The organism is Salipiger sp. (genome assembly GCF_059781815.1).
The window spans coordinates 1-20,612 of sequence record NZ_JBYNAH010000074.1 but is presented as its reverse complement, the minus strand read 5'-3'; the positions used below and the strand labels follow the sequence as shown (position 1 = coordinate 20,612).

Here is a 20,612-nt window from a genome sequence, read left to right as displayed (position 1 = left end):
TGGCCCCAGGTCACCGGCTGCGCGGTCTGCAGGTGGGTGAAGCCCGGCATCACCCAGTCGGCTCCGGCATCGGCCTGGTCGACCAGCGCGCGGATCAGCGCCAGAAGGCCGCTCTCGAAGGCGTCGAACTGGTCGCGCACCCAGAGCTTGAAGTCGGTCGCCACCTGGTCGTTGCGCGAGCGCGCGGTGTGCAGCCGGCCCGCCGGCTCGCCGACGATCTCCTTGAGCCGCGCCTCGACATTCATGTGGATGTCTTCGAGGGCGGTGGAGAAGGTAAACCGCCCCTCCTCGATCTCTGACAGTACCGTGAGCAGACCTTCCCGAATGGTCTCGGCATCGCTATCACTGATGATGCCCGTGGCGGCCAGCATGGCGGCATGGGCCCGAGATCCGGCGATATCCTGCGCCGCGAGTCGCTTGTCGAACCCGATCGAGGCGTTGATCGCCTCCATGATCGCGTCGGGACCAGCGGCAAAGCGGCCGCCCCACATCTGGTTCGAGGACTTGTCGGACATGGCATCACTCCGGGAGGGATCATGAGAAAACTGGCGCTTGCGCTCCTCTATACCGCCACCGCGGCGCTTGCAAATCCGGCGCTCGCCGACACCAGCGCCGCCGAGGCGCTGCGCGACGGCGACATGAAGAAGCTGACCTTCCATTCCGAGGCCAAGCCCGCCGGAACGGCGGCGTTCGAGACCTTCGAGGGGGCGCCTCTCAAGCTCGCCGACTGGCAAGGCAAATGGGTGCTGGTGAACTTCTGGGCCACCTGGTGCGCGCCCTGCCGCAAGGAGATGCCGGCGCTGGCGGCGCTGCAGGACGAGCTGGGCGGCGACAACTTCGAGGTCGTGACCATCGCCACCGGGCGCAACCCGCCGCCGGCGATGCAGGACTTCTTCGACGAGATCGGCATCGAGAGCCTGCCGCTGCACCGCGATCCGGGCTCGGTGCTGGCGCGCGAGATGGGCGTGCTCGGCCTGCCGATCACGGTGATCCTGAACCCCGAGGGGCAGGAGGTCGCGCGGCTGCGCGGCGATGCAGACTGGGCTTCCGAGAGCGCCCGCGCCGTGATCTCCGCGCTGATCGGCGCGGACAGCTGAGACCGGAGAAAGCCGAAACGGGGCATTGCGGGGCAGGCACCTGCCCGCCCCGCACATCTCGATACCTGGACGCCCCCTCGCGGGCGCGTCCGGACTGTCAGGGCGCTGCGCCTCTAGCGCAGCGTCATCAGGATCCGCCGCGACAGCGTGCTGCGGCCGCTCCGGTGATCCTTCTGCCATCCCGTCTTGGCGGCGCCGAGCGGATCGAGCTCGAGCGCGCCCGTGGTGACCAGCCCGTCGAGCCCCCATTCCGTCCAGGCCAGGCCCAGAACCGTCTCGCGGGTCACCCGTCTGCGGGTTTCCCGAAAGCCGTCGGAATGGAGGATCACGTAGCTGCATGTCCCCAGCGTGCGGGCACAGCGGTGCGGTTCATACTCGGTGACCTGCCCTTCGGCTGTCACGCTGCGCACCACCTCGCCCCGGTCATTGGTGTAGTAGCTGCCATTGTAGACCGGTGCGGTGCCCTTGCCCTCGTAGGTATCGAACCGGAACAGCCCGCCGTCTCGGCCCTGCGCCACATGGGACAGGACCGCGCCACCCTTCTCTTCCATCACCATCACCGACCCCGGCGCCATGCGCCCGGTCTGCCAGGCGATATCCCCCGACAGTGGTGTGGCGGCCAGAACGACCGCGATGGACAGGACGAGGGCACGCATTGGCGTACAGCTCCGGTTCAGCGGCCCCCACCGCAGCTTCGAGAATTTGACGAAAATCAGGCGCTTGGCAAGCCATTCGCCGTTTTTGCGCCACAAATGCCCGAGCCGGCGAACAATGTCGCCGGCTCTTCTATCACCGTTTCTGAATATTTCGGCAATCTCGCCACAAGGGCGAGCGCGAGGCGAACGCCCTAGTTCGGCAACAGCTCGCCCGACGGGCGCGGCGTCGCCGCGGTTTCCGCCGGCAGAACCGGGTAAGTCACCTGTGGCAGCTCGCCGGTCAGAGCACCGAGGAAGGCGACCACGTCGTCGACCTCCTGCTCCGAAAGCTCGGCCCCGAGCTGCGAGGTCGCCATGATCTCGACCGCGACGCGCAGATCCCAGACCTTGCCGGAGTGGAAATAGGGCGCCGTCACCGCGATGTTGCGCAGCGGCGCTGCACGGAAGACGTATTCGTCGTCCACCGTGTCGGTGACCACGAAGCGCCCCTTGTCGCCCTCTGGCAGCACGTCGGCGCCGGGCCGTTCGATCAGGCCGAACGGGTAATAGCCGTTGCCGCCCACATTGATGCCATTGTGACAGGAGGCGCAGCCGGCATCCATGAAAGTCTGCAGCCCCGCCACCTGCTGCTCGGTCATGGCCCCGTCATTGCCGTTGAGCCAGGCATCAAAAGGCGAAGGGGTGAGCAGCGTCGCCTCATAGGCCTCGATGGCCTTGGCGAAATTGTCGAAGGTGACAGGATCGGCCTCCTCCGGGAAGGAGGCGGTGAACCAGTCCTGGTATTGCGGCATGGAGCTCAGCGTCGCGACGACATTGTCCGGGGTATTGGCCATCTCGACCCCGGCCTGCACCGGCCCCTTGGCCTGCTCGGCGAGGTCGGGCGCGCGGCCATCCCAGAACTGCGCCTCGTTGAACACCGCGTTCAGAACCGTGGGCGCGTTGCGCGGGCCCTTCTGCCAGCCATGGCCGATCGAGGTCTCGAGGTTGTCGTCGCCGCCGGTGGCGAGGTTGTGGCACGAGTTGCAGGAGAACACCCCCGAGGCGGACATGCGCGGATCGAAGAACAGCGCCTTGCCGAGGGCGATCTTCTCGGGCGTGATCGGATTGTCGGTCACCGCCGGAATGGTCGAGGGCAGTGCGGAAAAGTAATCCAGCGCGTCGGCGCGCATGTCCTGTGCCAGCGTCCCCTGGGCGCCGAGGATCAGGGCCAGCGCCGTGGCCGGAAGCGAGTGTCTGAGAAACATGTGGATCTCCGATGATACCGTGGGAGGGGTCGCGCGTCTCTGTTTAGAAACGTTATAAACTTGCCCTCGGATCACCTTGATCCAACGCAATTCCGGGTCGCAGATTTCCTGAATTTATCTCATTAAAACAAAGGTTAAAGGATCACCTATAGCGGGCCCCGCCTAGTCCGCGACCTGATGCACCTCGATGATGTTTCCGTCGGGATCGTAGAAGAAGATCTGCCGCCAGCCCTTCACTGCCGCGTGGCCCCAGTCGGAATAGGGCACGCCCTCGGCCTCGAGATGGGCCTTGAACGCATCGAGATCGTCGGTGCGGTAGGCGATGTGGCCGCGCACCAGCGGGTTCACCACCTGCCCGGTCTTGAAGCCGGCCATCACGTCCTTCTCGGCCAGGTGGACCTGCACCGCGCCATCCCAGACAAAGCCCACGTCGCCGGCATAGCCCTTGCCCTTCTCGAGCGCCGGGAGATCCTCCTCGGCCTCGTCGAGGCACAGGACCCGGCGATAGAACGCGGTCATCTCGCCGACCTTCTCGGTCGAGAAATTGATGTGGTGCAGCTTGAGCTTCATGTGTCGTCCTCCCGGGCCCAGCCTGCGTCGGACGCGGCGGGAGGGCAAGCCACGTCAGCGGCAGTAGGAGCCGCTGCGGTGGCGTGCGGTGTCGAAATGCAGGTGGTCGCGATGGAACCCGTCCGAACCCGGCCCGAGCACGGTGCCGAAGCGCCCGCAGGCAGAGCTGTGCATCTTGCGCAGCGCCCGCCCCTTCGGGCCGCCGCCCCAGTCGCGCAGCACGCTGATCTCGGAGCCGTCGCGCAGAATCACGCCCGACAGGTCGATGGCGCGCCCCTTGCCGTGTTCGCTGACCTTGGCGCCGGGCTGGTTGTTGCGTGTCCGGCAGGCGTAATGCGCCGCCACGCGCAAGCCCGCCACACCGCCGCCCTGGCTGCCCACGGCGGGCTTCAGCCCCTGCTCGACCCAGCGCTTCAGGGTCTTGGCGGTGGTGCAATCCATCAGCGCCTGCTGGCTCAGCTTGACCCCGGCCACCGAGCGCAGCTTCACCGCGTCCTCGATGCCGCAGGCCGAGATCCGGCCCGGGATGAAGCCCACCTCCTGCCCCTGGATCGCGAGATCTCCGCAGACCGCGCCGCGGGCGCGCTCCTGCCGCCGCGCCATGGCCTTCTCGACCATCGCCTTCGGGCGCAGCAGCGGACGAAGCGACAGCGCGATGGCCTGCGGCGAGCGCGCGGCAAAGGCCTTGGCCCGGGCGATGCCGGCGGCGGCCTCTTCGGGCACGAAACCCGGCACCCCCGCGGCGCGCAGATCCTGCGCCAGCATCTCGTGGAAGATCGCCGCCATCTCCGCGGGCCGCGCCTCGGGGCGATGGCGCGACAGCGACCCATCCGGATCGGCGGTGACGACGAACGCGGGAGCCGGCCCCGGGGCGGGCTGCTCTGCCGCCCCGCGTGCAAGCGGGCGCGGCGAGGTTTCGGGAGCGGAGGCAGGGGCCTGCGACGCAAGTGCCAGAAGACAGATCAGCGCCCAGAACCCCTGCATGCTCATTCCTTCCGGATACGACCGAAATCCGGTGCGTCGGTGTCCTGCCCTGCCTGCAGGATGCCGCGCCGGATCTCGCGCGTGTGGGTGAAATAGTCGAACAGCGTGTCGCCGTCGCCGGTGCGGATCGCCCGCTGCAACGCGAAGAGCTCTTCGGTGAAACGACCGAGGATCTCGAGCGAGGCTTCCTTGTTGGTCAGGAACACGTCGCGCCACATGGTCGGGTCCGAGGCCGCGATGCGGGTGAAATCGCGGAAACCGGCGGCGGAGTACTTGATCACCTCCTGATCCGAGACCCGGCGCAGGTCGTCGGCCACGCCCACCATGGTGTAGGCGATGAGGTGCGGCACGTGGCTCACCACGGCGCAGACCAGATCGTGATGCGCCGCTTCCATGCGCTGGGTGTTGGCGCCCAGCGCCTGCCAGTAGGCCTCGAGCGCGGCGGTGGCCTCTTCAGAGGCATCCTCGGGGACGATCAGGCACCAGCGGTTGTCGTAAAGCGAGGCAAAGCCCGATTCGGGGCCGGAATGCTCGGTGCCCGCCATCGGGTGGGCGGGGACGAAATGCACGCCCTCGGGGATGTGCGGGCCGACCGCCTCGATCACCGCCTTCTTGACCGAGCCCACGTCGGTGACAGTGGCGCCGGGCTTGAGATGCGGCGCGATGGCCTCGGCCACGCGGCCCATGGCCCCCACCGGCACCGCCAGCACGATCAGGTCGGCATCCTTCACCGCCTCTTCGGCGCTGTCGCAGACCGTGTCGCAGAGGCCGATGCGGCGCGCGGTCTCGCGGGTCTCGCTGCTGCGGGCATAGCCCGAGACATGCGTGGCCATGCCCGCCCGCTTCATCGCCCAGTACATCGACGAGGCGATCAGGCCGAGACCGATCAGGGCGACCTTGCCGTAGCTCATCGCGCGCCTGCCTTGAACAGCCCGATGCAATGCGCCACCCGGCGGCACGACGCCTCGTCGCCCACGGTGATACGCAGCGCGGCGGGCAGCTTGTAGCCGGTCACCCGGCGCACGATGATGCCTTGGCTCTGCAGGTAGGTGTCGCAGGCCGCGGCCTCGTCCGGGCTGGCAAAGCGCGCCAGCACGAAATTCGCGGTCGAGGCATCCGACGGCACGCCATGCTCGGCCAGCGCCTCGGCCAGCCAGGCGCGCAGGCGGGTGTTCTCTTCGCGGCTCTTTTCCACATGCGCGGTGTCGCGGATCGCCGCCTCGGCGGCCACCAGCGCCACGTTCGACAGGTTGAAGGGCTGCCGGATGCGGCCCAGCACGTCGATGATCTCCTTCGGGCCGTAGCCCCAGCCGACACGCATCCCGCCCAGACCATAGAGCTTCGAGAAGGTGCGGGTCATCACCACGTTGCCGCGCGACTCGACCAGCCGCGCGCCGCCGTCATAGCCCTCGACATATTCCGCGTAGGCGCCATCGAGCACCAGGATCGCCTGCGGCGGCAGGTTCTCGGCCAGCCGCTCGATCTCGGCCAGACCGATCATCGTGCCGGTCGGGTTGTTGGGGTTGGCGATGAACACCAGCTTGGTGCGCTCGTTGCAGGCCGCGAGAATGTTGTCGACCGACACCACGCGCTCGACCTCGGCCACCTCGACCGGCTTGGCGCCGACCGCGTGGGCGAGGATCTGGTACATGGCAAAGCCGTGCTCGGTGTGGATGACCTCGTCGCCCTCGCCGGCATAGGCGTGGCACAGGAACTGCAGCACCTCGTCCGAGCCGACGCCGCAGATGATGCGCTCGGCGTCGAGCCCGTGCACCTCGGCAATCGCCTGACGCAGCTCGGCGTGATCGGTGGAGGGGTAGCGATGCATCTCGTGCACGACGCGCTTCACCGCCTCCTGCGCGGCGGGAGACGGGCCGAACGGGTTCTCGTTCGAGCTCAGCTTGACGACGTTCGACACGCCCGCGACGCTGGACTTCCCGCCCACGTAGAGCGCGATTTCCATGATCCCGGGCTGCGGTTCGATACCAGCCATGATGCCACCTTGAAGATACTGCGCCGCTCTTCTAGCCCGCGCCTTGCGCCATGGCCAGCCTAGACCAGCCCCACCGTCGGGGCCGAAGAATTTTCGTCCGAAAATTCTTGCACCCGGCGATCAGACGACGACCTCGCGGCGCTCCTGCTCGCCAACCTCGAAGACCCGCTTGTAGCGCGCGATCTCGTCCTTCGGCCCCATCGCCTTGTTGGGGTTGTCCGAGAGCTTGACCGTGGGCTTGCCGTTAGCGCTCACCGCCTTGCAGACGAGACTGAACGGCGCCAGCCGGTCATCCGGCGTCAGGCCGCGGAAATCGTTGGTCAGCAGGGTGCCCCAGCCGAAGGAGACCCGCACCCGGCCGGAAAACTGCTGGTAGAGCTCGAGGATCTTCTCCTCGTCGAGCCCGTCGGAGAAGATCACCAGCTTCTGGGTCGGATCCTCGCCGCGCTTCTTCCACCAGTCGATGGCGATCTCGGCACCGCGCGCGGGGTCGCCGCTGTCGATGCGGATGCCGGTCCAGCCCGCCAGCCAGTCCGGCGCACGCTCGAGAAAGCCCTCGGTGCCGTAGGTGTCGGGCAGGATGATGCGCAGGTTGCCCTCGTGCTCCTTGTGCCAGTCGGCCAGCACGTCATAGGGCGCGCGCGCCAGCGCGGCATCGTCCTCGGCCAGCGCGGCGTAGACCATGGGCAGCTCGTGGGCGTTGGTGCCGATGGCCTCGAGATCGCGGTTCTTGGCGATCAGGCAGTTCGAGGTGCCGGTGAAGCGATCGCCCAGACCTTCGGTCATCGCCTGCACGCACCAGTCCTGCCAGAGGAAGCTGTGGCGCCGGCGGGTGCCGAAATCGGCGATCTTGACGCCGGGCTGCTCGCGCAAGCGCTCGATCTTCTCCCAGAGCTTGGTGGCGGCGCGGGCGTAGAGCACCTGCAGCTCGAACTTCTTCATGTCGTCGAGCACGGCGCGGCTGCGCAGCTCCATCAGCACCGCCAGCGCCGGGATCTCCCAGAGCATGACCTCGGGCCAGGAGCCCTCGAAGGTCAGCTCGTACTGGTCGCCGACGCGCTCGAGGAAATAGGGCGGCAGGCGCAGGTTTTCGAACCACTCCATGAAATCGGGGCGGAACATCTGGCGCTTGCCGTAGAAGGTATTGCCGCGCAGCCAGGTGCTTTCGCCGCGGGTCAGCGACAGCGAGCGGATGTGGTCGAGCTGCTCGCGTAACTCGCCCTCGTCGATCAGCTTGGCGAGCGGCACATGGTGCGAGCGGTTGATCAGGCTGAAGGTCACCTGCACGTCGGGCCGGTTGTGGAACACAGACTGGCACATCAGCAGCTTGTAGAAATCGGTGTCGATCAACGAGCGGACGATCGGGTCGATCTTCCACTTGTGGTTCCAGACTCGGGTGGCGATTTCCACGATCGGTTCCTCATGCGCAACGTCGAAGCCCCTGATAAGCCATCCTTGCCAAGGGGTCCAAGCGCTTTCTCGAACGGGATTTTCCGGGCGTTGCCGCGGATCAGGCCAGCGTCACGCCCGCCGCTGCCATGCCGTCGCGCGCCGCGGCGAGCGAGCCTTCGAGATCGATGCCCCGGCAGGCGGCCTCGTGAACGGTCACGCTGAAGCCGAGCTTCGCCGCATCCACGGCCGAGAAGTTGACGCAGAAATCCGTCGCCAGCCCGACCATCGTCAGCTCGGTGATGCCGCGCGTGCGCAGGTAGCCCTCGAGCCCGGTGGGCGTGGTCTGGTCGTTCTCGAAGAAGGCCGAGTAGCTGTCGATCCCGGCGCGAAAGCCCTTGCGGATGATCAGCTCGGCGCGGTCGGCATCGAGCCCGGGGTGGAAGGCGGCCCCATGGCTGCCCTGCACGCAGTGATCGGGCCAGAGCACCTGCGGCCCGTAGGGCATCTCGATCATCTCGAGCGGCGCCTTGCCGTCGTGCTGGCTGGCAAAGGAGGAATGCCCCGCCGGGTGCCAGTCCTGGGTCAGGATCACCGCGTCGAACTCGGCCATCATGGCATTGATCTTTGCCACGATCTCGTCGCCGCCGGCCACCGCCAGCGCGCCTCCGGGGCAGAAATCGTTCTGGACGTCGATGACGACAAGCGCGTGCATGGCAAAGCCTCCTGATGTCTTCGGGCAGACCCTGACCCCGCCCAGAGGCGGGGTCAAGGCGAGGCCTTTACTCCGCCGCCTTGCGCGAGGGCGCGTCGGGCCAGGCGGTGTGATCGACGTCGAGATCCGGGAACTGCGCCGGGTCGAAGACCGGCCGGGCGACGCCCGCATCGACCTGGGCGCGGAAGTCGCGGATCAGGCGCAGCGCAATCGGGAACATCATCATCAGCGCCAACAGGTTGACGATGGCGAGGATGCCCATCAGCGGATCGGAGAAGTTGAACACCGCCGTCGCGCCGGGTGCCGTGGCCCCAAGGAAGACGATGCCGATGATGGCGATGCGCAGGATCTGCAGCGCCATCGGCTTCTCGGTCATGAAGGTCAGCGCGTTCTCGCCGAGGTAGTAGTTGTACATGATCGAGCTGAACGAGAAGAGCAGGATCGCGAAGGTCAGGAAGTACTGCGCCCAGTTGCCCACGTGATGCACCATGCTCTGCTGGGTCAGCGCCACGCCGTCCACGCCCTCGGCACCGGGCTGGTAGACGTCGCCCAGAAGGATGACGAAGGCGGTGCAGGAGCAGATGATGATGGTGTCGATGAACACCGAGAAGCTCTGGGTGATGCCCTGGCTTACGGGATGCAGGTTGTAGGCGGTGGCGGCCACGTTGGGCGCCGAGCCGAGCCCGGCCTCGTTGGAGAACAGGCCCCGGCGCAGACCGTTGGCCAGCGCCGCCCCCATGCCGCCCGCGACGGCCTCGCGGAAGCCGAAGGCGTTGGCGACGATGTCGACGATCACGCCCGGCAGGCTGGTGATGTTGAGCACGATGATCAGCAGCGCCATGCCGATATAGCCGATCGCCATCACCGGGATGATCACGTCGGCGGCCTTGGCGATGCGGTGGATGCCACCATAGACGATCGCCGCGGTGAGGATCGCCAGCACGGCGCCGGTGGCGACGCGCGGGATACCCATGCTGTCCGCCGCCGCACCGGCCACGGTGTTGCCCTGGAAGGCGTTGAAACCGATGGCGAAGGAGGCGATGAGGCAGACCGCGTAGATCACCGCGAGCCAGCGGTAATGGCTGCCCAGCCCGTGGATGATCGAGCGCGCCGGGCCGCCCCGATACTCGCCAGTGGGGCCGGTGCGCTTGAAGAGCTGTGCCAGCGTCGCCTCGATCAGGCCCGAAGCCATGCCGACAAGCGCGATCACCCACATCCAGAACACCGCGCCGGGGCCGCCGGCGGTGATCGCCACCGCCACGCCGGCGATGTTGCCGCCGCCCACTCTGCCCCCGACCGAAACAAACAGCGCCTCGCGGGCGCTGATGTGGGACGGGTCATCGGTGTCGCTTCCGGATGTCAGCACGCTGAACATCCGCTTGAAGAATCGGAACTGGACGAAGCCGCTCGCCGCAGTGAAGAACACGCCAAGGATCACGAGGAACGGTACCAGCGCCCATCCCCAGGTCAGATCGTTGATTGTGTTGAAAATCGTATCGAGAAATCCCATCGGCACGGCCCTTCATCATCGCTTGCCACACAACGTGAGGGCGATCCCCCACGGCCTGACCCTACGCCTTTGGAGGTTGCGCCCGAAAGCGAAAAGCGCCCTATTCGTGTCAGTTTCCCTATAAGAAACGGCAGCTTGACCGATACCGGGCGCTCTGGTGCGGGGCGCGCCATCCTGTCCGCTTGCGCGTGGCGCGGGCTTGGGCCTATGTCTCCGCCCATGTTTACCGTCTGCGCCCTCTACCACTTCACCCGCTTCGACGACCCGGCCGCCCTGCGCGCGCCGCTGCTCGATCTCTGCCGCGCCGGCCAGGTCACCGGCACGCTGTTGCTGGCCGGCGAAGGCATCAACGGCACCATCGCCGGGCCCCGCGCGGGCATCGACGCGGTGCTGGCGCATATCCGCGCCCTGCCCGGCTGCGAGGCGCTCGAGTGGAAGCTCTCGACGGCGCAGGAGCGGCCGTTCGCGCGCATGAAGGTGCGGCTGAAGCGCGAGATCGTGACGATGGGCCAGCCCGATGTCGACCCGCGCGCGCAGGTCGGTCACTATGTCGAGCCCGCCGACTGGAACGCGCTGATCCGGTCTCCGGACGTGGCGGTGATCGACACCCGCAACGATTACGAGGTCGCCATCGGCAGTTTCGAAGGCGCGGTGGATCCGCAGACAGAGAGCTTCCGCGATTTCCCCGCCTGGTGGGAGCAGAACAAGGAGCGCTTCCACAACAAGCGCATCGCGATGTTCTGCACCGGCGGCATCCGCTGCGAGAAATCCACCAACTGGCTGATGAGCCAGGGGGTCGAGGAGGTCTATCACCTCAAGGGCGGGATCCTGAAATACCTCGAGGAGGTGCCGGCAGAGGACAGCAGCTGGCAGGGCAGCTGCTTTGTCTTCGACGGGCGCGTCTCGGTCGAGCACGGGCTGCGCGAGGGGCCGCATCTGCTGTGCCACGCCTGCCGGCGCCCGATCCTGCCCGAAGACCGCGACCGGCCCGAGTACGAACACGGCGTCTCCTGCCATCTCTGCATCGAAGAGACCTCGGAAGAGGACAAGGCCCGCTTCCGCGAGCGCCAGAAGCAGATCGCGCTGGCCCGCGCCCGCGGCGAGCGCCACCTTCACGCGGACGTGCCGGACGACGATCCCGAGCTCTGATCTTGCGGCACTAGAAGTAGCTGCGCACCAGCGCCCCGGCGAGCAGCGACCAGCCATCGGCGATCACGAAAAAGGCCAGCTTGAACGGCAGCGACACGATCGCCGGCGGCACCATCATCATGCCCATCGACATCAGGATCGCGGCGACCACGAGGTCGATGATCAGAAACGGCAGGAAGATCAGGAAGCCGACCTGAAAGGCGCGCGCGATCTCGGAGAGCATGAAGCTCGGGATCAGCAGCGACAGCGGCGCCTCGGGGCGGAGCGTTTCGCCAGCGGCGTCCGGGCGCAGATCGGCCATGCTGGCAAAGGTGTCGCCATCGGTGCGCGCCGCCATGAAGCCGCGAAACGGCACCAGCGTGCGCTCCATCCCGTCCTCGACACTGATCTCCTCGTCGATCAGCGGCCTGAGCCCGTTCTGCCAGGCGGCGGTGAAGGTCGGCTCCATCACGAAATAGGTGAGAAACAGCGCAAGACTGACGATCAGCATGTTGGGCGGCGATTGCTGCAGCCCCACCGCCTGCCGCAGGATCGCGAGCACGGTAACGAGGAAGGGAAAGCAGGTCACCATGATGGCGATGCCGGGTGCGAGGCTCAGCAGCGTGATCAGCGCGATGAGCTGGATCGAGGTCGCGGTGAGCGACCCGCCCTGGCCAAGGTCGAGCCGCAGCTCCTGCGCCGCAGCGCCGGAGGCCATCGCCAGCAGGATCAGCGCCGGAAGGGCCGCGCGCCACATCGCTCAGGTCGGGCTCCGGAAATCCACGACCTCGGTCAGCCGCACCGCAAGCTGTCCGTTCTCGCCACCGTCGACCACCTCGAGCGCGCCGATGCCGATCAGCCGGTCGCCGACATAAAGCTCGACCGGATCCTCGAGCCGCTTGTCCAGCGTCAGCACCGAGCCGGCGCCCAGCTTCAGCAGGTCGCGGACCAGCGGCCGGGCGCGCCCGACCGAGACGGTGATCTCGATCGGCACGGCGGTGAAGGGGGTGGCGGCCTCGGGCCGCGTGGTTTCGGTCTGTTCAGCCATGGGCGGCCTTCCTCCGGTTGTCCTGCACGAATCCCTGCACCGCCTCGGCGACCTCGCGGGCGAGCCCGCTCAGATCGACCTGCGTTTCGCTCTCGCCGAAGCGGATGTCGGCCTGCCCCTCGGCGAGGGTCGGATCCTCGACAAGGCTCAGCGGGAAGCCGAAATCCATCTCGATCAGCGGCGCCACCGCCCCGGACACGCCGGGCGCCACGGCAATGACCACGTCGAGCCGCCCAATCTCGGCCGCCATGCTGCGCAGCTGATCGGCCAGGTGCAGGCCCAGCGTCTCGTGCAGGGAGACCGGCAGCAACTTGGCCACCACCTCTTCGAGCAGCGGCGAAATGCCGTTCAGAACCTGGCTGCAGGCCTCGTGATAGGTGAAGGAGAGATCCTGAAGGTTCTGCGCGAAATCGCTGGCGATGCGGGCCTGATCGTCGCTCTGCGCCTTGATCGCATCGTCCCAGCCGGCGCGATATCCGCCGTCGAACCCCTCGAGCTTCGCCGCCTCGAGCGCGGTATCGTCATGCAGGCCCGCAGCAGGCGCAGGCTGCGCAGACGCGGCGCCGAAATCCTCGAGAAACTCTGCCAGCGCCGTCATTGCGTCTCCTCCACCCGCTCTTCCCCGTCATCGAGCCAGCTGCGGAGGATCTCGACCGTCTCGCTCTTGCGCTCTTCGATGAGGGCCCGCAGCCGGTCGACCGGATCCTCCTCGGCGGGGCTGTCGAAATCGACCATGCCCATGCCGCCAAACCCTCCCCCGCCGCCCAGCGCCGGAAGCCCGGCAAAATCGCCGTCCCCATCGTCGATCTCGCCATCGAGCGCCGCGGTCGCGCCTTCGGCACCGTCGGGCAAGGCCAGCGCGCCACCCGGCGCACCGGGCAGCGCCGGCTGCGCCGGGGCGGTGAGGATCGGGCGCACCACGAAGAGACCGAGGATCAGCGCGACCACCGCCAGAACCCCGATCTGGATCAAGGTCATCGGGTCCATCGGCATGCTGAACCACCCAGGCTCGATCGGGCCAGTGCCAAGCCCCTCGGGGCGCTCGAACGGCATCGAGCGGATGGTGATCTCGTCGCCGCGTTCTTCCTCGAAACCCACCGCCGAGGCCACCAGATCACGCAGCGCCGCCAGCTCTTCGTCGGGCAGAGGCACAAACTGCTCGGCCCCGTCTGCGCCCGGCGCCTGCGTGCCGTTCACCAGCACCGCCACGGTCAGCCGCTTGATCGCGCCCGGAACGCGGGTGACCTCGCGCATGGTCTCGGAGACCTCGTAATTCACGCGCTCGCGGGTCTCGCTGCTCTGGCTCTGCGAACTGCCGCCGCCACCGGCCTCCCCATCGGGCAGGTTCGAGGCGACGGTGACATCGCCGCCGCCACTGTCCTGCGAGGTGTTGCTCTCTTCCTCGGTGTCGGTGGAAATCACCACCCGCCCTTCGGGGTCGAACTGCCGCTGGCGGATGGTCTCGCTCTCGGTCACCGTGTCGACGCTGACCTCGACCACGGCATTGCCGAGCCCCACGCGTGCCTCGACCAGCCGCTGCACCCGGTCGCGAAGCGCCGCGGCGCGATCCTCGGCGGTGGGGCCGGCGCCCGCCTCGTCCTCCGCCCCGATCAGCCCGCCCTTGCCATCGATCACCGCCACCTCCTCGGGCATCAGCCCGGGCACCGCCGAGGCCACAAGATATTTCAGCGCCCGCGCCTGCACAGGCGACAGCACGTCGCCGTTGGTGGTGACCGAGATCGAGGCAGAGGGCGACACATCGCGCTGGAAGGGATTCGCCGTCGAATTGGCGATATGGACGCGCGCGGTGGCGATATAGGGGCTGGCGACGATGGTGCGCGCCAGCTCTCCTTCCTTGGCGCGCCAATAGGCAGCATCGAACATTTGCGAGGTCGTGCCGAAGCCCGACAGCCCGTCGAGCAGCTCATACCCCTGGTTGGAATTGGCCGGCAGTCCCTCGCTCGCCAGTGTCATGCGCAGCGAATCGCGCTGCATGTCGGGCACGAGGATGGCGCCGCCGCGCACCTCATAGGGAATGCCGCGCGCCTCCAGCGCCGCGACGACCTCCCCCGCCGCGCCCTGTTCCAGCCCGGCATAGAGCAGCGCCATAGAGGGCTGCGAGGCCATGCGCCCCATCGCCAGCACTGCAGCGATGGTCGCCAGCGTCGCCGCGATCACCAGCACCCGCCGGCGCGCCCCAAGTGACCCCCAGATTGTCGCGAGCTGCTGCAAGACCAACCTCCGTTCCGACCGTTCTGCCCGGTGACCGCATCATTGCGGCATCAGACTTAACAATCGGTTAGTTCCTGTCCGGCTATAAGGTCCGCGGATTGAACGAGAGGTCCGCCATGACCGATGCCACGGCCGACGCCCCCGCTGAGGACGAGGGCACGCCGAAAAAGACGGGATCGAAGCTGCCGCTGCTGATCGGGCTGGTGCTGGCGCTGGCCGGCGGCGGTGGCGGGTTCTTTGCCGCGTGGTCGGGGCTGCTGCCATTCGGGGGCAGCCACGCCGCGGAAGGCGACGGGCACGGCGCGGCCGGCGATCACGGCGGCGATGACGGGCATGGCGCGGATCAGCCGCTGCCCTTGCCTGACAGCAATGTCGCCTTCGTCGAACTGCCGCCGCTGGTGATCTCCATGGGCACCATCGCCGAGCTGCATCACCTGCGCTTCCGCGCCAGCCTCGAGGTGCCGCCGCAATACGCCGCCGAGGTCGAGACCCTGACGCCGCGGGTGATCGACGTGCTCAACAGCTACCTGCGCGCCCTCCGCCCCTCGGATATCGAGGCGCCGGGCGCGCTGATCCGCCTGCGCTCGCAGATGCTGCGGCGGCTGCAGATGGTCGCCGGAGAGGATCGCGTGCGCGACCTGCTGGTGCTCGAATTCGTGCTGAACTGAAAGGGGCCGGAATGGATCTGATTGCCGATATCCTGCTTGCCGCCGGGGCGCTCGGCGCGGGGTTCTACTGTTTCGTGCTGTCGCGCCGCCTGTCGCGGTTCACCGATCTCGAGAACGGCGTCGGCGGCGCGGTGGCGGTGCTGTCGGCGCAGGTCGATGACCTCACGCGCACGCTCGATGCGGCGCAAAGCACGGCGGGGGAGTCCTCGGCGCAGCTTGAGGCGCTCACCGCGCGGGCAGAGGATGCCACCAAGCGACTCGAGCTGATGCTCGCGGCCCTGCACGACCTGCCAGAGCAACCCCCGCCCGCGCAGGACAGGCCAGAGCCGAGATTCGTCCGTCACACCGGAGCGGCCCGATGATCGCGATCCTGCGCAGCAAGAAGCGGCGGCGCATTCAGCGCAGCATCGGCGTGCTCGCCGTGATCGGGGGCCTGCTGATCGCCTCGGCCCTGGCCCGGATCGCGATGCAGGCCGGCGCCGCACTGGCGCTGGAGAGCGGAACGACCGAGCCCCTCGCCGCCAGCGAGCCCCCGCATGAAGAGGCCGCGCCTCTGACAGAGTCCAGCCACGGGACCGGGCGCCCTGAGACCGCGGCCCACGCTGCCGATCCGGGCGCGACGGCGCCCGGCTGCCCGGTCGCATCCGACATCGCGCCCATTCTCGACGCCCTCAAGATCCGCGAAGAGCGGGTTGCCAAACGCGAATCAGACCTGCGCGCACGGATGCAGGCGCTGTCGGTGGCAGAGGCCGAGATCGACCGGCGCATGACCGCCATGGAGGACGCCGAGCGCCGCCTGCGCGAGACTCTGGCTCTGGCCAAGACTGCGGCGGAGAACGACGTGGCCCAGCTCACGCAGGTCTATGCCACGATGAAGCCCAAGCAGGCGGCGGCCCTGTTCGAGGAGATGGAGCCCGATTTCGCCGCCGGCTTTCTCGGACGGATGCGGCCCGACGCGGCGGCGGCGATCATGGCCGGGCTCAGCCCGCAGAAGGCCTACACGATCAGCGTCATGCTCGCCGGCCGCAACGCCGGGGCGCCGCGTGAATGATTCTCAGACCGCCTGGCTGGCGAAGGCCTCGATCTGGGAGGCGGGCAGCGCACCCGACTGGCGCCCGGCCTCCCTGCCCGAGCGAAACGCGATCATGGTCGGGATTCCCCTGATACCAAAGGCACTTGCAGCAGAGGGGTGCGCCTCGGTGTTGACCTTCACGAGGCGCGCCCGGCCCTTCATCGCATGCGCCGCCTTGGAAAATTCCGGCGCCATCATCCGGCATGGGCCACACCACGGCGCCCAGAAATCCACCACCAGCGGCATGCCGTCGTTGCGGATCGCCTTTGCCAGCGTCTCGGCGTCGATCTCTCGCGCCTTGGCCTCGACCAGCGCCGTGCCGCAGGTGCCGCATTTCGGACCGGCCGACAGGCGATCCTCGGGGACGCGGTTCGTCTGACCGCAGTCGAAACAGACCAGTTTGACCATTGGGCTCTCCGATGTCATATTCTTTGAACGGTATATGTGCTCCCCACGCCATTGTGACAATCCCCCGTGGAAACACATCATTGCTTTCACGTTGGGGGTGATGAGAATGAACACGCTGTCCAACTGAGATCCGAGTATTGCCAATGATCACCCGTCGCAAATTCGTCGCCAGCGCCGCGGCCGGCACCGCTCTCGCCGCCGCAGCGCCCGCCCTCGCCTTCGAGGTCGACCCGAAATTCCGCCCCCAGCAGGTCGGCATCAAGAACACCCTGCCCGCCGGCCAGATCCTGATCCTGCCGCGCGCGCATTTCCTGTATTACGTGACCGCTCCCGGCCAGGCGATCCGCTACGGTGTCGGCGTCGGCCGCGCCGGGCTCGAGTTCACCGGCGATGCCGTCATTCAGGTGAAGAAAGAATGGCCGACCTGGCGCCCGACCAACGAGATGATCGAGCGCGAGCCGTCGACCTACAGCAAGTTCGTCGACAACGACTATGTCCAGCCCGGCGGTCCGGGCAACCCGCTCGGCGCCCGCGCGCTCTACCTGTTCCAGAACGGGCGCGACACCTTCTTCCGGATCCACGGCACCACCGCGCCGGAATCGATCGGGCGCTCGGTGTCGAATGGCTGCATCCGGATGCTGAACGAGCACGTGATCGACCTCTACAACCGCGTGCCCGTGGGGACCCCGGTGACGGTGCTGTAAGGCGCCAAGCCCGTCAGAGAACACCAATGAACGGCGCGCAGCCCTGCGCGCCGTTTTTCATTTTCTCGCATAAGTTGCAGAAATTCTGAAAAACGAGCCGGTATCGCCGTGACCCGGCCACATTCCCGCCGGATTCGGACGGCTAGATGACCCTACGACGAGATATCCAGGTCCACACGTCAGGGAGTGTTCACATGGCGGTTATTGCAGTTCTCATTGGCAGCGTGCTTGGCCTGATCGGCGCCCTGACCAGCTGGCTTGCCTTTGATGTCGCCTTCGGATCCGCCGTCGTGCTGTACTTTGCCACTGCACTCAGCTTCGGCCTGCTGCCGGTGATCTCGGCAACCCTGCGTGGCAACGCAGCCCAGCCGCTGAGCGCCGCGGCTCAATAAGCCCCCCTCGCTAACGGTGGCCCTCAGCCGCCGCTTTCGATACGGGCAATCAGCTCTTCGACAACGGGCCCCATGGCCTCGACAATCAAAGCGACCCCTTCGGCATTCGGGTGAATCCCGTCCCCCTGCATCAGACCAATCGCGTCCTGAGGGGTACCGCCTTCGGGCAGTATCCCCTTGAAGAAATTCGGAAAATAGACCGCTTCGAAAGCCTCGGCGAGCTCCGGATAGATCGCATCGAAGGCGGCTTTGTAGTCCGGGCCGTAATTGCCCGGCGCGCTCATCCCCACCAGCAGCACCTCGATATCGTTCGCCTCGGCCACCTCGAGAATGCCCTCGAGATTCGCCCTCGAGGTCTCGGGCGGCAGGCCGCGCAGCAGGTCATTGCCGCCAAGCGCCACGATCATCCCCTGAATTTCCGGCGTCAGAGACCACTCCACGCGCGACAGGCCACCGGCGGTGGTATCCCCCGACACGCCGCCATTCACCAGACGCACGTCATGGCCGCGCTCGGCCAGCCACGCCCGCATCTGGGGCACGAATCCCTCGTCCTCGATCAGCCCGTAGCCCTGCGTGAGGCTGTCGCCCAGCGCCAGCAGGTGCACCGTTTCGGCCCGGGCCGGCAGCGCGGCGAGGCTGCTCAGGACAACCAGTCCCGCCAGCGCCTTGTTGCGCCACGCGCGCGACCCATATGTAAGCGAACGCATCATTTTCCGGACGCTCCTTCATGCCTGATCCCGTCATTGCCCTGAAAGATGTCACACTCAGCCTGCGCGGCAATGCCGGAATGGTGGAAATCCTCCACGGCATCTCGCTGGAGGTGGCCAAGGGCGAGACGGTCGCGCTGATCGGGCCGTCGGGCAGCGGCAAATCCTCGCTGCTGATGGTGATGGGCGGGCTCGAGAGCGCCAGTTCGGGGACCGTCTCGGTGCTGGGCAGCGATCTCACCGCGATGGACGAAGACCGCATGGCCCGCTTTCGCCGCGATCACATGGGCGTGGTGTTCCAGAGCTTCAACCTGATCCCGACCATGACCGCGCTGGAAAACGTCGCCACGCCGCTGGAGCTGGCCGGCGACCGCGAGGCCTTTGCCAAGGCCGAGGCCGAGCTCGAGGCCGTGGGCCTCGGCCACCGCGCCGATCACTACCCGGCGCAGATGTCGGGCGGCGAGCAGCAGCGCGTGGCGCTGGCCCGCGCCTCGGCCCCGCGCCCGGATGTGCTGCTCGCCGACGAGCCCACCGGCAATCTCGACGGCAAGAACGGCGATGCGATCATGGACCTGCTCTTTGGCCTGCGCGACCGCCACGGCGCCACGCTGGTGCTCGTCACCCACTCCAACACCCTCGCGCAGCGCTGCGACCGGGTGGTGCGGCTGACCGACGGCACCGTCGCCGGCGAGGTGGCGAGGGCCGCCGAATGAGTCTTGCCATCTCGGCCCGCTTCGCCCGCCGCGAGCTGCGCGGCGGCCTGCGCGGCTTCCGCATCTTCCTCGCCTGCCTGACGCTCGGCGTCGCCGCCATCGCCGGGGTCGGCTCGGTGCGCTCGGCGATCCAGGCCGGGCTTGCCGATCAGGGCGCGATCCTGCTCGGCGGCGACGCGCAGGCGGAATTCACCTACCGCTTCGCCTCCGAAGAAGAGCTGGCCTGGCTCGAAGGCGTCTCGACGGCGCTCTCCGAGATCACCGATTTTCGCTCCATGGCGGTGGCCGAGACCGAATCCGGCCCCGAGCGCGGCCTGACCCAGGTGAAATCGGTCGACGATGCCTATCCGCTGCTGGGCGAGATGGTGCTCGACCCGCCGATGCCGCTGGCCCAGGCGCTCGATGGCGGCGATTTCCCCGGCGCGGTGATGGCGCCGGTGCTGGCCGACCGGCTGGGCCTTTCCTCCGGCGACAGCTTTCGCCTCGGCACGCAGGAGTTCACCCTCAGCGCCATCATCGTCACCGAACCCGACGATGCCGGCGACGGCTTCGGCCTCGGCCCCCGCACGCTGGTGCGGACCTCCGATCTCGAGGGCTCCGGCCTGCTCGCCCCCGGCTCGCTCTACGAGACCGAGTACCGCATGCTGCTGCCCGAGGGCGCCGATCTCGACGCGCTCAAGGCACAGGCCGAGGAGCGCTTCCGCGACACCGGCATCCGCTGGCGCGATTCCCGCAACGGCGCGCCGGGCGTGGCGCGGTTCGTCGACCGGCTGGGCAGCTTCCTCGTGCTGGTCGGGCTCTCCGGCCTCGCGGTCGGTGGCATCGGCGTCTCGGCGGCGGTGCGCGCCTACCTCGCGCGCAAGACGCCGGTGATCGCCACGCTGCGCACGCTGGGTGCCAGCCGCGGGGTGATCTTCCAGACCTATTTCCTGCAGATCGGCGCGCTCAGCCTGCTCGGCATCGCGCTCGGCCTGACCCTCGGCGCCGGCGTGCCGCTGATCTTCGCCCCGCTGATCACCCAGTCGCTGCCCATCCCGGTGCTCTTCACGCTCTACCCCGGCCCGCTCTTCGAGGCCGCGATCTACGGCGTGCTCACCGCGCTGCTCTTCACCCTCTGGCCGCTGGCCCGCACCGAGGAAGTCCGCGCCGCCGCCCTGTTCCGCGACGCGCTCGACAGCGCCCGCGCCCTGCCGGCCCTGCGCTACCTCGTGGCCACCGCCCTGCTGGTCGCGCTGCTCGTGGGCGTGGCGATGCTGTTCTCCGGCGATCCCCGCATCACCCTCTGGACCGCCGGCGGCATCCTCGGCGCGCTGCTGATCCTCGCCCTTGCCGCCACCGGCATCCGCGCGCTGGCCCGCCGCGCCACCGGCGCCGCCCGCGGT

The 20,612-nt window shown here is 67.8% G+C and carries 25 protein-coding genes; 9 read left to right on the top strand and 16 right to left on the bottom strand.

All coding sequences use genetic code 11. The features are described from left to right. Positions 1-515: lyase family protein (locus AC6RA4_RS10750; RefSeq protein WP_500160155.1), on the bottom strand; the 515-nt coding region annotated here is incomplete at its 3' end. Between the two features lie 21 nt (positions 516-536). Here AC6RA4_RS10750 and AC6RA4_RS10745 point away from each other — a divergent pair. Beyond that, complete coding sequence (locus tag AC6RA4_RS10745) at positions 537-1,097, top strand: TlpA family protein disulfide reductase (RefSeq protein WP_500160153.1); 561 nt, start codon at positions 537-539, stop codon at positions 1,095-1,097. A 113-nt stretch (positions 1,098-1,210) separates the two neighbouring features. Here the strand turns inward: AC6RA4_RS10745 and AC6RA4_RS10740 are convergent, their stop codons facing one another. From AC6RA4_RS10740 to AC6RA4_RS10700, 9 genes are all read right to left on the bottom strand, one after another. Next, positions 1,211-1,753: a hypothetical protein gene (locus AC6RA4_RS10740; RefSeq protein ID WP_500160151.1), complete on the bottom strand. Its 543-nt coding sequence runs from the start codon at positions 1,751-1,753 to the stop codon at positions 1,211-1,213. Between the two features lie 191 nt (positions 1,754-1,944). After that, the gene (locus tag AC6RA4_RS10735) at positions 1,945-2,922 is read right to left on the bottom strand and encodes a cytochrome-c peroxidase (protein WP_500160156.1); all 978 of its coding nucleotides are present in this window, start codon (positions 2,920-2,922) and stop codon (positions 1,945-1,947) included. A gap of 237 nt (positions 2,923-3,159) precedes the next feature. Next, positions 3,160-3,567, bottom strand: a complete 408-nt coding sequence (locus AC6RA4_RS10730; protein WP_500160149.1) for a VOC family protein — start codon at positions 3,565-3,567, stop codon at positions 3,160-3,162. Between the two features lie 54 nt (positions 3,568-3,621). Beyond that, complete coding sequence (locus AC6RA4_RS10725) at positions 3,622-4,551, bottom strand: extensin-like domain-containing protein (protein ID WP_500160147.1); 930 nt, start codon at positions 4,549-4,551, stop codon at positions 3,622-3,624. A gap of 2 nt (positions 4,552-4,553) precedes the next feature. Beyond that, the gene (locus tag AC6RA4_RS10720) at positions 4,554-5,462 is read right to left on the bottom strand and encodes a prephenate/arogenate dehydrogenase family protein (RefSeq protein ID WP_500160145.1); all 909 of its coding nucleotides are present in this window, start codon (positions 5,460-5,462) and stop codon (positions 4,554-4,556) included. Beyond that, the gene (gene hisC / locus AC6RA4_RS10715; RefSeq protein ID WP_500160143.1) at positions 5,459-6,544 is read right to left on the bottom strand and encodes a histidinol-phosphate transaminase; all 1,086 of its coding nucleotides are present in this window, start codon (positions 6,542-6,544) and stop codon (positions 5,459-5,461) included. The genes AC6RA4_RS10720 and hisC overlap by 4 nt, the downstream gene beginning before the upstream one ends. A 120-nt stretch (positions 6,545-6,664) precedes the next feature. Then, positions 6,665-7,954 (bottom strand): nicotinate phosphoribosyltransferase, encoded by a 1,290-nt coding sequence (pncB, locus tag AC6RA4_RS10710; RefSeq protein WP_500160141.1) that lies wholly within the window; start codon positions 7,952-7,954, stop codon positions 6,665-6,667. A 100-nt stretch (positions 7,955-8,054) separates the two neighbouring features. Further along, positions 8,055-8,648 (bottom strand): bifunctional nicotinamidase/pyrazinamidase, encoded by a 594-nt coding sequence (gene pncA / locus AC6RA4_RS10705; protein ID WP_500160140.1) that lies wholly within the window; start codon positions 8,646-8,648, stop codon positions 8,055-8,057. A gap of 67 nt (positions 8,649-8,715) precedes the next feature. Beyond that, positions 8,716-10,158: an alanine/glycine:cation symporter family protein gene (locus tag AC6RA4_RS10700; RefSeq protein WP_500160138.1), complete on the bottom strand. Its 1,443-nt coding sequence runs from the start codon at positions 10,156-10,158 to the stop codon at positions 8,716-8,718. Between the two features lie 219 nt (positions 10,159-10,377). Here AC6RA4_RS10700 and trhO point away from each other — a divergent pair, with 219 nt between their 5' ends. Continuing rightward, positions 10,378-11,307, top strand: coding sequence for an oxygen-dependent tRNA uridine(34) hydroxylase TrhO (gene trhO / locus AC6RA4_RS10695; RefSeq protein WP_500160136.1), 930 nt, complete (start codon positions 10,378-10,380; stop codon positions 11,305-11,307). 10 nt (positions 11,308-11,317) lie between these two features. Here trhO and fliP read toward each other — a convergent pair whose 3' ends face one another. From fliP to fliF, 4 genes are read right to left on the bottom strand one after another with little or no spacing between them, the layout of a single operon-like run. Then, a complete protein-coding gene (gene fliP / locus AC6RA4_RS10690) occupies positions 11,318-12,043 on the bottom strand; it encodes a flagellar type III secretion system pore protein FliP (RefSeq protein WP_500160134.1) in 726 nt (241 codons plus the stop codon). Between the two features lie 3 nt (positions 12,044-12,046). Further along, complete coding sequence (locus AC6RA4_RS10685) at positions 12,047-12,334, bottom strand: FliM/FliN family flagellar motor switch protein (RefSeq protein WP_500160133.1); 288 nt, start codon at positions 12,332-12,334, stop codon at positions 12,047-12,049. After that, complete coding sequence (locus AC6RA4_RS10680) at positions 12,327-12,932, bottom strand: FliH/SctL family protein (RefSeq protein ID WP_500160131.1); 606 nt, start codon at positions 12,930-12,932, stop codon at positions 12,327-12,329. The genes AC6RA4_RS10685 and AC6RA4_RS10680 overlap by 8 nt, the downstream gene beginning before the upstream one ends. After that, positions 12,929-14,566 (bottom strand): flagellar basal-body MS-ring/collar protein FliF, encoded by a 1,638-nt coding sequence (gene fliF / locus AC6RA4_RS10675; protein WP_500160129.1) that lies wholly within the window; start codon positions 14,564-14,566, stop codon positions 12,929-12,931. Before fliF ends, AC6RA4_RS10680 begins: the two co-directional genes overlap by 4 nt. Positions 14,567-14,682: 116 nt before the next feature. On the opposite strand from fliF, the gene AC6RA4_RS10670 reads away from it, so the two are divergent. Genes AC6RA4_RS10670 through AC6RA4_RS10660 form a run of 3 tightly spaced genes read left to right on the top strand, consistent with a single transcriptional unit; the run spans position 14,683 to position 16,285 of the window. After that, positions 14,683-15,234: a flagellar basal body-associated FliL family protein gene (locus AC6RA4_RS10670; RefSeq protein ID WP_500160127.1), complete on the top strand. Its 552-nt coding sequence runs from the start codon at positions 14,683-14,685 to the stop codon at positions 15,232-15,234. An 11-nt stretch (positions 15,235-15,245) separates the two neighbouring features. Further along, positions 15,246-15,596, top strand: coding sequence for a hypothetical protein (locus AC6RA4_RS10665; protein ID WP_500160126.1), 351 nt, complete (start codon positions 15,246-15,248; stop codon positions 15,594-15,596). After that, positions 15,593-16,285, top strand: coding sequence for a MotE family protein (locus AC6RA4_RS10660; protein ID WP_500160124.1), 693 nt, complete (start codon positions 15,593-15,595; stop codon positions 16,283-16,285). Before AC6RA4_RS10665 ends, AC6RA4_RS10660 begins: the two co-directional genes overlap by 4 nt. Positions 16,286-16,288: 3 nt before the next feature. Here the strand turns inward: AC6RA4_RS10660 and trxC are convergent, their stop codons facing one another. Further along, a complete protein-coding gene (gene trxC, locus AC6RA4_RS10655) occupies positions 16,289-16,714 on the bottom strand; it encodes a thioredoxin TrxC (protein WP_500160122.1) in 426 nt (141 codons plus the stop codon). Between the two features lie 143 nt (positions 16,715-16,857). On the opposite strand from trxC, the gene AC6RA4_RS10650 reads away from it, so the two are divergent. Beyond that, entirely contained in the window at positions 16,858-17,418 is a 561-nt protein-coding gene (locus tag AC6RA4_RS10650) for a L,D-transpeptidase (protein ID WP_500160120.1), read from the top strand. Positions 17,419-17,612: 194 nt separating this feature from the next. Then, positions 17,613-17,810: a hypothetical protein gene (locus AC6RA4_RS10645; RefSeq protein WP_500160119.1), complete on the top strand. Its 198-nt coding sequence runs from the start codon at positions 17,613-17,615 to the stop codon at positions 17,808-17,810. A 23-nt stretch (positions 17,811-17,833) separates the two neighbouring features. On the opposite strand, the gene AC6RA4_RS10640 is transcribed toward AC6RA4_RS10645, so the two are convergent. Continuing rightward, positions 17,834-18,520, bottom strand: a complete 687-nt coding sequence (locus AC6RA4_RS10640; protein ID WP_500160117.1) for an arylesterase — start codon at positions 18,518-18,520, stop codon at positions 17,834-17,836. Between the two features lie 17 nt (positions 18,521-18,537). On the opposite strand from AC6RA4_RS10640, the gene AC6RA4_RS10635 reads away from it, so the two are divergent. Both AC6RA4_RS10635 and AC6RA4_RS10630 read left to right on the top strand, forming a co-directional pair. Continuing rightward, on the top strand, positions 18,538-19,230 hold the full coding sequence (locus AC6RA4_RS10635; protein WP_500160115.1) for an ABC transporter ATP-binding protein: 693 nt from the start codon (positions 18,538-18,540) through the stop codon (positions 19,228-19,230). After that, positions 19,227-20,612 (top strand): ABC transporter permease (locus AC6RA4_RS10630; protein ID WP_500160113.1); only part of this gene is annotated, 1,386 nt, incomplete at its 3' end. The genes AC6RA4_RS10635 and AC6RA4_RS10630, both read left to right, overlap by 4 nt.

Bases quoted from the DNA above. Each gene is read 5' to 3' on its own strand.
- AC6RA4_RS10745 (WP_500160153.1), top strand. From the start codon at position 537: ATGAGAAAACTGGCGCTTGCGCTCCTCTATACCGCCACCGCGGCGCTT.
- AC6RA4_RS10740 (WP_500160151.1), bottom strand. From the start codon at position 1,753: ATGCGTGCCCTCGTCCTGTCCATCGCGGTCGTTCTGGCCGCCACACCA.
- AC6RA4_RS10735 (WP_500160156.1), bottom strand. From the start codon at position 2,922: ATGCGCGCCGACGCGCTGGATTACTTTTCCGCACTGCCCTCGACCATT.
- AC6RA4_RS10730 (WP_500160149.1), bottom strand. From the start codon at position 3,567: ATGAAGCTCAAGCTGCACCACATCAATTTCTCGACCGAGAAGGTCGGC.
- AC6RA4_RS10725 (WP_500160147.1), bottom strand. From the start codon at position 4,551: ATGCAGGGGTTCTGGGCGCTGATCTGTCTTCTGGCACTTGCGTCGCAG.
- AC6RA4_RS10720 (WP_500160145.1), bottom strand. From the start codon at position 5,462: ATGAGCTACGGCAAGGTCGCCCTGATCGGTCTCGGCCTGATCGCCTCG.
- hisC (WP_500160143.1), bottom strand. From the start codon at position 6,544: ATGGCTGGTATCGAACCGCAGCCCGGGATCATGGAAATCGCGCTCTAC.
- pncA (WP_500160140.1), bottom strand. From the start codon at position 8,648: ATGCACGCGCTTGTCGTCATCGACGTCCAGAACGATTTCTGCCCCGGA.
- AC6RA4_RS10700 (WP_500160138.1), bottom strand. From the start codon at position 10,158: ATGGGATTTCTCGATACGATTTTCAACACAATCAACGATCTGACCTGG.
- trhO (WP_500160136.1), top strand. From the start codon at position 10,378: ATGTTTACCGTCTGCGCCCTCTACCACTTCACCCGCTTCGACGACCCG.
- fliP (WP_500160134.1), bottom strand. From the start codon at position 12,043: ATGTGGCGCGCGGCCCTTCCGGCGCTGATCCTGCTGGCGATGGCCTCC.
- AC6RA4_RS10685 (WP_500160133.1), bottom strand. From the start codon at position 12,334: ATGGCTGAACAGACCGAAACCACGCGGCCCGAGGCCGCCACCCCCTTC.
- AC6RA4_RS10680 (WP_500160131.1), bottom strand. From the start codon at position 12,932: ATGACGGCGCTGGCAGAGTTTCTCGAGGATTTCGGCGCCGCGTCTGCG.
- AC6RA4_RS10670 (WP_500160127.1), top strand. From the start codon at position 14,683: ATGACCGATGCCACGGCCGACGCCCCCGCTGAGGACGAGGGCACGCCG.
- AC6RA4_RS10665 (WP_500160126.1), top strand. From the start codon at position 15,246: ATGGATCTGATTGCCGATATCCTGCTTGCCGCCGGGGCGCTCGGCGCG.
- AC6RA4_RS10660 (WP_500160124.1), top strand. From the start codon at position 15,593: ATGATCGCGATCCTGCGCAGCAAGAAGCGGCGGCGCATTCAGCGCAGC.
- trxC (WP_500160122.1), bottom strand. From the start codon at position 16,714: ATGGTCAAACTGGTCTGTTTCGACTGCGGTCAGACGAACCGCGTCCCC.
- AC6RA4_RS10650 (WP_500160120.1), top strand. From the start codon at position 16,858: ATGATCACCCGTCGCAAATTCGTCGCCAGCGCCGCGGCCGGCACCGCT.
- AC6RA4_RS10645 (WP_500160119.1), top strand. From the start codon at position 17,613: ATGGCGGTTATTGCAGTTCTCATTGGCAGCGTGCTTGGCCTGATCGGC.
- AC6RA4_RS10640 (WP_500160117.1), bottom strand. From the start codon at position 18,520: ATGATGCGTTCGCTTACATATGGGTCGCGCGCGTGGCGCAACAAGGCG.
- AC6RA4_RS10635 (WP_500160115.1), top strand. From the start codon at position 18,538: ATGCCTGATCCCGTCATTGCCCTGAAAGATGTCACACTCAGCCTGCGC.